Annotated in this window: 9 protein-coding genes; 4 read left to right on the plus strand and 5 right to left on the minus strand. The window is 54.3% G+C overall.

Annotated elements, in window-relative coordinates; genetic code table 11:
- Nucleotides 1–345: 345 nt before the first annotated feature.
- Nucleotides 346–1,344, plus strand: a complete 999-nt coding sequence (locus ABYV26_RS13210; RefSeq protein WP_372681711.1) for a LacI family DNA-binding transcriptional regulator — start codon at nucleotides 346–348, stop codon at nucleotides 1,342–1,344.
- Nucleotides 1,345–1,524: 180 nt separating this feature from the next.
- On the opposite strand, the gene ABYV26_RS13215 is transcribed toward ABYV26_RS13210, so the two are convergent.
- The 5 genes from ABYV26_RS13215 to ABYV26_RS13235 all read right to left on the minus strand — a co-directional run bounded on the left by ABYV26_RS13215 (nucleotide 1,525) and on the right by ABYV26_RS13235 (nucleotide 6,313).
- Nucleotides 1,525–1,725 carry a cold-shock protein gene (locus ABYV26_RS13215; RefSeq protein WP_372681713.1) on the minus strand — a complete coding sequence of 67 codons (201 nt, stop codon included), beginning with the start codon at nucleotides 1,723–1,725 and terminating at the stop codon, nucleotides 1,525–1,527.
- 316 nt (nucleotides 1,726–2,041) lie between these two features.
- Complete coding sequence (locus ABYV26_RS13220; RefSeq protein WP_372681715.1) at nucleotides 2,042–3,313, minus strand: class I SAM-dependent methyltransferase; 1,272 nt, start codon at nucleotides 3,311–3,313, stop codon at nucleotides 2,042–2,044.
- Nucleotides 3,310–4,098, minus strand: coding sequence for a DUF1365 domain-containing protein (locus tag ABYV26_RS13225; protein ID WP_372681717.1), 789 nt, complete (start codon nucleotides 4,096–4,098; stop codon nucleotides 3,310–3,312). Before ABYV26_RS13225 ends, ABYV26_RS13220 begins: the two co-directional genes overlap by 4 nt.
- On the minus strand, nucleotides 4,095–5,342 hold the full coding sequence (locus tag ABYV26_RS13230) for an NAD(P)/FAD-dependent oxidoreductase (protein WP_372681719.1): 1,248 nt from the start codon (nucleotides 5,340–5,342) through the stop codon (nucleotides 4,095–4,097). Before ABYV26_RS13230 ends, ABYV26_RS13225 begins: the two co-directional genes overlap by 4 nt.
- A gap of 50 nt (nucleotides 5,343–5,392) precedes the next feature.
- The gene (locus tag ABYV26_RS13235; RefSeq protein WP_372681721.1) at nucleotides 5,393–6,313 is read right to left on the minus strand and encodes an acyl-CoA desaturase; all 921 of its coding nucleotides are present in this window, start codon (nucleotides 6,311–6,313) and stop codon (nucleotides 5,393–5,395) included.
- 322 nt (nucleotides 6,314–6,635) lie between these two features.
- Here ABYV26_RS13235 and ABYV26_RS13240 point away from each other — a divergent pair, with 322 nt between their 5' ends.
- The 3 genes from ABYV26_RS13240 to ABYV26_RS13250 all read left to right on the plus strand — a co-directional run.
- Nucleotides 6,636–8,078, plus strand: coding sequence for a DNA integrity scanning protein DisA nucleotide-binding domain protein (locus ABYV26_RS13240; RefSeq protein WP_372681723.1), 1,443 nt, complete (start codon nucleotides 6,636–6,638; stop codon nucleotides 8,076–8,078).
- 156 nt (nucleotides 8,079–8,234) lie between these two features.
- On the plus strand, nucleotides 8,235–8,885 hold the full coding sequence (locus ABYV26_RS13245; protein WP_372681725.1) for a PAS domain-containing protein: 651 nt from the start codon (nucleotides 8,235–8,237) through the stop codon (nucleotides 8,883–8,885).
- 405 nt (nucleotides 8,886–9,290) lie between these two features.
- Nucleotides 9,291–10,018: transporter substrate-binding domain-containing protein (locus tag ABYV26_RS13250; protein ID WP_372681727.1), on the plus strand; the 728-nt coding region annotated here is incomplete at its 3' end.

Below are 10,018 nucleotides of genomic sequence, written 5' to 3' on the forward strand. Positions count from 1 at the left end.
TTACAGTCTCTATAATTGCATTTATATTGCCAATGTAAGAAAAACAATTTTTTGCATGGCAGGTTGGCGTACTTGATCCATTTTCGCGGTCCGGAAATGATGAAATAATGACTAAAAATGTCTCTTGTGGATCCCATTCGCTATCATTGTATCAACAGGTAATCAGATATTTTTCGTTTATAAATCTTTATGTTAGTTGGTTATAAAGTGATGATGGCGTATTTCTTGTGGGAAATTGGTCAATGGGAAAAGGCATATTTGAATTGACAATAAACATGCAAACGATTACATTTCTGCTGTTTGTATTTGGTTAAATATTAAGATAATCAGGAGTTTGATTCTAAAATGTTCAAGATAAAAGACGTTGCCGATGCAGCAGGCGTATCAACAGCGACCGTGTCACGCGTGTTGGCGAACAAGCCCCACGTGCGCCAAGAAGTTAAAGCCCGTGTGATGAAAGTGGTGAAAAAACTGAACTACCGTCCCAACCGCGTTGCCCGCAGCCTTCGATCCCAAAAATCAAGCATTATCGGACTGATTGTTTCCGATATTGAAAATCCATTCTTTCAACAGGTCGGTCGGGCTGTGGAAGATGCCGCACACGAGCAGGGCTATAGCGTGATGCTCTGCAATAATGATGAGGATCCGGATAAAGAACGGCGGTATCTGCATCTGATACGCGATGAAAATCTTGCCGGTATTATTTTATCTCCAACCCGTCACACCGCTGATAATTTTTCAGAGACCGCCGAGTTGAACATACCCATGGTGGTTATTGACCGACGGGTCAGCGATGCAGAAGTCGATAATATAATGATCGATAATGTGCAGGCGGCCGAGACCATCACCACCCATCTCATTGAGCATGGTTACCGCCGCATCGGCGCCATTTTTGGCATAGGCAGCACCACCGGCCGGGAACGACGGGAGGGCTTTGTGCAGGCGTTAAAAGCCCATGATCTGCAGCCATCCACTGACTGGGTCAAGTATGCCAACCCCAGGGAGGATGACGGCTTCGACACGACCCTGAAACTGTTACAGCTACCCGACCCCCCCGAGGCCATCCTGACCAGCAACAGTCTCTTGGCGGCCGGGGCACTGCGTGCGCTTCGGGAAAGCAAAAAAACGATTCCAGAGGAAGTCGCCTTTGCCAGTTTTGACGAAACCACCTGGGCCAAACTTGTCTTACCGGCCCTAACGGTAATCAAGCAGCCCACCTATGAGATCGGCCGAACGGCCACCGAATTACTCATAAATAGAATTCAGGATCCAACTCGCTCAACGCGAGAGGTCACTCTGAAAAGCAAATTAATTATCCGTCAGTCCTGCGGTTGTCAGAAATAAGAAGTATTGAGGCTCAAATACGGATTCGGTCGGTCCGCTTTCTATACACTTCTTGGAGGTGGTTTTCTTCTGTAGAGAGGTCGAGGAGACTTTTATACGGGTCACGGATATGCCAACAAAGGGGGCATAGGCATTACCCGGCGTATGCCCCCTTAATAAATTTCAGATCCGGTCGAAGTCTTAGACAACCGTCACGTTGGACGCGGACGGTCCCTTGGGACCCTGAACGATCTCAAAAGTGACCCGGTCGCCCTCGTTGAGAGACCGGAAACCGCTTGAATTGATACCTGAATGATGGACGAACACATCCGGCCCATCTTCCTGCTCAATGAAGCCGTAGCCCTTGCTGCTGTTGAACCATTTCACTACGCCGTTGATCATGCTGGCACCCTCCTTTCAAAAAAATTCTCTTGCTTCATACATAAAGGGTGCCACTGGACGAACATGACCAACACCTTCATAACGAAACCGGCCCGCCAAACTGAAACGGACCTTCGATTGACGCAATAATAACACTACCATAAGAGAAATCAAGACCCTATTTTTGATTTCGCAAACCTTCTCGAGCCTCGCCACCGTTCACATAACAGACTGCATTTTTTTTCAACTATATGAGGCCTGTTACATGGAAAAATACGGGATCCGGAAGGATTTCAAAGGGGAGTTGAACCATTTATTTGATCGGAATGTCATCTGCTCAAATGCGGGGAAGCCGCCGAGTCAAAGCCTTGGAAAATACCATCTGAACATTGCCGATATAACGCTCCAGAAACCCCCCTTCGCAGTAGCTCAGATAATAGTCCCACATGCGGATGAAGGCCTCTTCAAAGCCCAGTTCGCGAACCTGGTCCAGGTTGTCGAAAAACCGCTCGCGCCACGTCCGCAGCGTGGTCGCATAATGGGGGGTGATGTCCTCCATGTGAAACAGCCGCAGATCGCTTGATCTGGACATGGCCTCGAGCAGTGCCGTCACCGAGGGGATGCAGCTTCCCGGAAAGATGTAGCGTTTGATGAAGTCCACCGAATTCTTGTGCTGTTCAAATGCGTGATCGGCGATGGTGATGGCTTGGATGGCCATCAGGCCGTCTTCCTTGAGGTGCTGTGCGCAGACCTTGAAAAACATATCGTAATAATGGTGGCCCACGGCTTCGATCATCTCGATGGAGACCAGCTTGTCGTACTGACCGGTCAGTTCCCGGTAGTCGGATTTCAGCAAATGGACGCGCGCGGATAATCCTGCCGCCTCGATCTTAGCCTTGGCAAAGTCGTACTGCTGCTGCGAAATGGTTGTGGTGGTGACCTCGCACCCGTACTTTCCTGAAGCGTGAAGGGCAAATCCACCCCATCCGGTGCCGATCTCCAGCAGGTGATCGTCGGGACCGAGATCCAGCTTTCTGCACAGGCGGTCGTACTTGGCAATCGATGCCTCCTTCAGTGAACTCTGCGATGTCTCGAAAATGCCGCTCGAGTAGGTCATGGTCTCGTCCAGGAACAGTCGGTAAAAATCGTTTCCTAGGTCGTAGTGGGCCATGATGTTCTCGCGGCTGCCGGAGGGTGTGTTTTTGCGCATCAGGTGGAAGATCTGATGGACGGGACGCGAGAGCATGGTCCATCCCTGGTCCATCTCCCCAAACACCTGTTGATTTCGGACAATGATGCGCACCACGGCGGTGAGGTCCGGTGACGTCCAGTGGCCGAGCATGAAGGCTTCACCCGCACCGACGCTGCCGCCGAAGGCGCAGAATCGGTAAAAATCATCCCGGTGGACCCGAATGGTGGCTGAGAGGTCGAATTCGGGGGTCTTGCGGCCGAAGGTTTTCACCATCCGGCTGTCCTTTAGGGTCAGCTGGCCAAATTGAAGCTTCTCCAGCAAAGCCAGGACCAGTCGACGTCCGACGCCATTTAGTGAGACCACAGGGCCGGATACGGACGTGCTTTTATTTTTGGGTGTAATCGCTGTGTTGATCATGGTGACGCCTCCATTTTTTTAGTCACTCGCATCTTCTCGCCTGGGTGATCATAAAACGGGGTCTGTTTGAGCTTCAGCTTGAGTGCCTGCCAGTAGATCATAGCGACGACCTTGAGGGTCATCGCCGGGTAGAGAATCAGCATCCGTGTGAGGTTCTGCCGGTTCATCGGTCTGCGGTAAAGATTCAAGGTGGCATCGAAAACCGGCTCCCCATCTTGGAAATTCATCAGGTGCACGTTGAGGCGATCCGACGGAACCGAAAACCGCCAATCATAGTCGATGTTCATGGGCATGAAGGGCGAAATGTGAAATTCCTTGGAGAAGCGGAACCGCCGCCACCGGCGGTCCGGATGCACGTTGCTTGCAGCATCCAGAACGTACAGGTGGCGCTCCCCCCAGGGAGTGTTGGCGATCTCGGCCACAATGGTCTCCAGACAGCAGTCACCGCTGTCGTAAAGGAAGTAGAACGTCACCGGGTTGAAGCAGTGGCCGAAATAGCGCAGGTGGGTGAGCATGCGGATGGGGCCCGTCGGCCGCTGGCCGGCTTTCGCCTCAACGTGGTTTCGCAACGCCCTATCCAGGGATATCATAGGATCCCCGAAATGGTCCCGACGGCGAAAATAGGCCAGATTCACCCGGTCAGCCGACCATAACGGGTGAAGGGTCGACACCTGTGACATTTCCGCCAAGTCCAAAAGCATGAAGAAGATGCGGTATTGAAAGGCATTGCCAACCGGCGTGAAGCGACGGTGACGGATGGTGCCCCGGTAGATGGCGCTGTTCATGGCAGCTCCTTTCCGAAGGCACGGCACACCGCCAGTGCGCTGTTCACCCCATCTTCGTGAAACCCGTATCCCCAATAGGCCCCGCAGAAGGAAGTCCGGTTCACCCCGCTGATCTCAGCGTGCCGGCGGCGGGCGGCCAGGCTGTCGGGCGTGTAAATGGGATGGTGGTAAACGAAATGGCGGATGACCTTGGCCGGATCGATGCGTTCGCCGATGTTCAGGGAGACGCAGAAGGTCTCCGGGGCATCCAGGTGTTGGAGCATGTTCATGTTGTAGGTCAGGGCAACGCGGTCCGACGACCGTTCGGGGGTCAGGTAGTTCCAACTGGCCCAAGCCGGCCGTTTGGCAGGCAGCACCGATGTGTCGATGTGCAGCACCACTTGGTTTTCCTGGTAGCCGATACCGCCCAACACGGCGCGTTCGGTCGCCGACGGGTCAGCCAGCATGGCCAGGGCTTGATCTGAGTGGGCGGCGATGACCACGTGGTCAAAGTTGTCGACGCGGCCATCGACAGTTTTTATGCTTACCTTGTCCGCTGAACGCGTGACGCCTGACACCGGGCTGTTCAGGCGGATGCGGTTGGCAAAGGGCCGGGTGATGGGTCCGATGTAGTTCCGGGAGCCGCCCTTGATGACCCGCCATTGCGGTTGATCTGAAATGTTCAAAAATCCGTGGTTTTCAAAAAATTCGATGAAATAACGCGCCGGAAACTGCCTGAACATTCCAGGGTCCGCTGACCAGATAGCCGCACCCATGGGGATCAGCAAGTGGTCGATGAAGCCAGTGGAGTAGTGATGGGCTGATAGATAGGTCTCTAATGTTGTTCGATCGTCGCCTGAATCGAGAAGCTTGCGGGCCCCTCGCCGGAAGCGCAGCGCGTCGAGCAGCATGCGGTGAAAAGCAGGGCGCAGCAGATTTTTTCGCTGGATGAACAGTGCATCAAAACCGCTGGGGCAGAACACCAGTCCGCTTTTAAGGTCTTGGAAACTGAAGCTCATTACCGAGGGCTGAGAGGCTACCCCCAGATGGTCCATCAGCCGCGTAAAGTGGGGATAGGTTTTGTGGTTGAAAACGATGAAACCAGTGTCCACCGGCCAATTGCGACCATTTAATGGAACATCCACGGTAGCGGTGTGCCCGCCGATCGTGCTTTTGGCCTCGTAAACCGTCACCTCGTGATCTTCGCTCAGCAGGTAAGCAGATGTCATCCCGGATATACCGGTGCCGATGATGGCGATGCGCATAAAATCCTCCCCGTCTGAAGCGGAAGCGAAATTCCCTGCCCAAGACCATTCTATCCGGATCGGAGCCTTTCAGGCAGCGGTCGCAATTCCCAAACAATGCCGACCCTGGCCATGATCTTGAGCAGCAGGTAAGTGATGTCAATTTCCCACCAGCGAAAGCCCTGGCGGGCAGACACCGCATAGTGGTGATGGTTGTTGTGCCACCCCTCTCCCAGGGTGATCAAGGCCAGGAGCGCATTGTTGCGGCTGGTATCCGGGGTATCGAACCGTCGGGTACCGAACATGTGATCCAGGCTGTTGATGGTACAGGTGGCGTGAAAGAGCGCCACGGTGGAGATAAAAAACCCCCATACGACCATCTGGCCGCCGCTGGTTCCCATGTGCGGGGCTTCCCGTTCCAAAAACGCTCCGATCAGGAAAAGGCCTGAAACCAAAAGCACGGGAACAACCGTGTCGAAACGGTTGAGCCACACCAGTTCGGGAAAACGGGTCCACTCTTTGACATACCGATATGGCGTCGCAAAATTGGCGCGGGAGGTGAGCCACCCCATGTGGCTCCACCAGAACCCATGCTGCGAGGGGGAGTGGACATCCTTTTCCGTATCCACGAATCGATGATGATGACGATGATGGCCCGCCCACCACAGCGGCCCCCGCTGGGCCGATGCGTTGCCCAATACGGCAAAAAAGAATTGCCATCCGCGACCTACCTTGAAGGCTTTGTGGGAAAAATAGCGGTGATAAAAGCCGGTGATGGCAAACATGCGCACCAGGTAGAGGAGAAGGGACGTCCACACCGCCACCGGGCTCCAACCGACCCACACGACCCCCAGGCAGGCCAGGTGCAGCACGATAAACGGAGTGATTCTCGGCCAGTCGACGATTTTTGGAGATTCGCCGGACTCGATGCCCTCGATTCCTGCCTCGGAATCAACCCACCGCAAAAAAGCATACTTTCGTTGCCTGCCCATGGTGTCTATGCTCGCCTGTGATCGTAGGGAATTTAAATGGTGAAAAGGAGTGACGAGAAAAAAATAATTTTCCCCGCACCCTTCACCGATTATCGGATAACCAAATACCCCATGTCAATGGTAAGGAATGGGTCCGCAAAGGCAATGAGGATTCATCGACGGCACACTGGTAGGCACGACCTATCAATCAAACGGTTCACGTAGAAAGCTGCATAAAGACTCCCGGCGGTCAATTGACAAAAACATTGGGGTCGATTAATAGTCTGAACAGATTGTCTCCCATTGTCCCTTTGCCGAATCCAAAAGCCGACGGAACACCACCGTGACCATCAATGCCTTTACCTGCCATTGCATCGGCGACACCCTGGATGGCCTTCGTGACGGTCTGTCTCACTTCTCAGGCCCCAGCCGGGCGGCCCTGGTTTTCGCCTTGGGGTCGGATTCCCCCATGTTTATCTTCGACCCCCAGAATCTTCTGTCCGGCCACGAGCCCCGGCTGAAGGAATTGTATGTCGATAACCAGGAATGGCGCAACCGCCCGGCCATCCACCGCGGCAGCCTGAAATACAGCCATATCATGCCCGAAAAGAATCTTCAGATGACGGGTCTGATCTCCTACGGCGGCCGATCCGGATCCGTCTATTACCAGATGTGGTTTACCGAGCATCACCCGGACATGTGCAGCATCGGGCCCACCGAGCGCTGGCTGGAGCACGCGGCCTGGCGGTTTTCCCATGACATGGCCAGTGAAAGTACGTTCTACACCGGCATCTCGGGCAGCTTTCTGCGGGAATACGCCACCCATGCGGTCCGCGACGATGTGGTCGACCGTATGAACGTCCTGCTCGGCTGGGATACCCGGCTGCGCATCTACCCTATCCTGGATGCGATCCTGGAGCTCTCACGAACCCGTGAAGAGGGTGCCTGGCCGCGGGGGGATCTGGTTTTTGTTGAACCCCAGACGCTGGCCCACATACCGTTTTTGGCCTATTTTTCCCCGGCGGAGCAGCCCACCATGGGAAACATCAAACACGTACGCAAGCTGCTGGCCGCCGTTGAACAGACGAACCTCAAGCTGATTTCCGACGGCCGCTGCGTGGCCGGAATCGCGGTCGACCGTCTGCCAGCGTTTAACATTACCGCCGATTTCAGGGGTGGGCACGGATTTCTGAAGGTTGTCGACGACAGGGTATGCAGTTTTGCCGATGGCACCTACCAGTCCACCACCCGGCGGGCCAACCTGGTGCACCTGGAAGAGGCGCTGCTGGAATCGACCCTCGATCCGGAAACGGGCACCACCATTTTAAAAATCGTTGCCGCCCTGGTTCATCAGGCCGAAGACCAGAAACACGGCGCCACCCTCGTACTGGACCTCAATCCCTCGCCGATAATCATTTCAGGCCAGTGCTTCGACCGCGCCCTTGATTTACGGGAAACCAGCATCCTCGACCTGGCCAAATCCCTTTTCAGGGTGGACGGCGCCCTGCATATCGGCGCCGACATGCACCTGCACGGATTTGCCTGCCTGTTGGATGGTCGGTCCATCGTGGGCGAAGACCGAGCCCGCGGCGCCCGCTACAATTCGGCCCTGCGGTTCACCGCCGAACACGCGGATATCATCGTCGTGGTTGTTTCGTCGGACCGGCCGGTATCCATCATCCAATCTGGGGTTGAAGTCAGCGCCGCCTGCCAGTGGAATCCCATGTCCTGCGGCATCGTACAGCCGATCCATCTGGACCATTGGGTGGACGGCAATGGCGCGTAGACGCCACGATCGGGCAGCGGGATATAATTTTTGGGTTGAACATACCCGGTGACATCATTTGGACCCTCTGCGGTTAAAGATCAGCCGGCAATCAGCCGATGAGGGATTCACAGGCTATGGGAACACACCATTTTACTCCGAGAATGGCGAGACGTGATGAGCGAAACCATCGAGAAAAAGATTTCCAAGTACGAAAAACAATATAGAATAATAGAAAAATCCATCGTCGACGTGATTTGGGTGGTGGACATCGGAAATATGTGTTTCACCTACATCAGCCCCTCCATCGAAACCCTCAGCGGCTACACCGCCGAAGAGATTCAGCACCTGCCCGACAAAAAACAGCTGGCGCCCAATTCCTACCAGAAGGCCCTGGCGTATTTGGCCGAAGGGCATCGCAAATACAGGATGGGAAAAAGCATCAAGCGCAAGGCAGAGTTTGAACTGCAGCACAAAAATGGCTCGGTCTATTGGGTCGAGATCACCGCCAAGTTCTTCAAAGACGATGACGGGCGAACACTTCTGTTTGGTGTCATGCGAAATGTTTCCCTTCAGCACAAGGTCGAGAAGGAGCGGGCTGAACTGCTCCTGAAGCTTGAAGCATCCCTCAGCCAGCAGAAAGTTCTGGAAGCGGAGAACGAGATGCTCCGGGGACTGTTACCCATCTGCTCCGGCTGCAAGAAAATCAGGGATGAAGACGGTAAATGGTGGCATGTTGAGGAGTATGTCTCCATGAATTCTGAAGCCGATTTTTCGCACACCATTTGCCCGCCTTGCCGAAAAACAATCTACCCGGAAATCGGATGATACAGCCCCGTTTCTGTGAACGTCGCTCCACTTGCCGCCATAGGGCACCATTCGGCAACCGGTCCCATCCGTGCCTGCCCGTTCGAGCAAAACCAATTCGGATTGATTGACCCTGCTGGGGCTATGTGTTAATTTGAGTCAACGTGACCTACCATTTCCTGCACGGATGCCATTTAGTCCGCAGATCGCCTGAACACTCACTATTATTCCTTTCGGCATCATGGCGTCAAACAAATCGGCTCCCGGTTTTTTTTGAACGCAAAGGCGGTATATGAAATCCATCACATGGATCTTGGCAAGCCTATTGGTCCTGTTTTCGCCAACCGATCCACGCCGACAATCTACTTTTTAGGAAACCGCCAAGCAAATTTCAATCAACATTTATTCGGATGGAGGAAGAAAGCAATGAAACAGTTCAAACGTGGTCTTCTGCTGGTACTTGTCCTTGTTTTTGCCACCGCGTGTGCCCATACCAACAGCGGCACCATGCCGTCCTCGAGCTTGGACCGGATTGCCCAAAGCGGCATCCTTCGCGTGGGCACGGCAGCCAATATGCCGCCGCTGAACATGCTGGACAAATCCGGCGTGCCCATGGGCCTGGATGTGGATCTGGCCAGCTACATCGCCGGCGCCATGGGGGTCGAACTGAGCCTGGTGATCAAACCCTTTTCCGAGTTGCTGCCTGCGCTGGAGGCCGGCGAAGTCGACATGGTCATTTCAGGCATGACCATCACTCCCGAACGCAACATGAAAGTGGCCTTTGCGGGTCCGTATCACATCTCCGGCAAGGCCCTGCTGACCAAGTTCAAGTCTCTGGTAACCTCCGAAGACACCTCAAAGCTCAACTCCGAGGCGTTTGCCTTCACAGCCCTGGAAGGTTCCACCTCCGCTGGCCTGATCAAAACCATGATGCCCAACGCCCGGCTGGTCACCGCCAAGGACTACGACGCAGCCGTCGATATGGTTCTATCAAACCAGGTGGACGCCCTGGTGGCCGATTACCATGTCTGCGTGCTCTCTTTGCTTCGTCACCCCAATGAAGGACTGGTTTCGCTGATTACCCCGTTCACCTATGAACCGCTGGGTATCGCCATGCCGGCAGGAGACGCTCAGATGATCAACTGGACCACCAA

It is taken from the genome of Desulfosarcina sp. (assembly GCF_041551955.1).
GTDB lineage: Bacteria > Desulfobacterota > Desulfobacteria > Desulfobacterales > Desulfosarcinaceae > Desulfosarcina.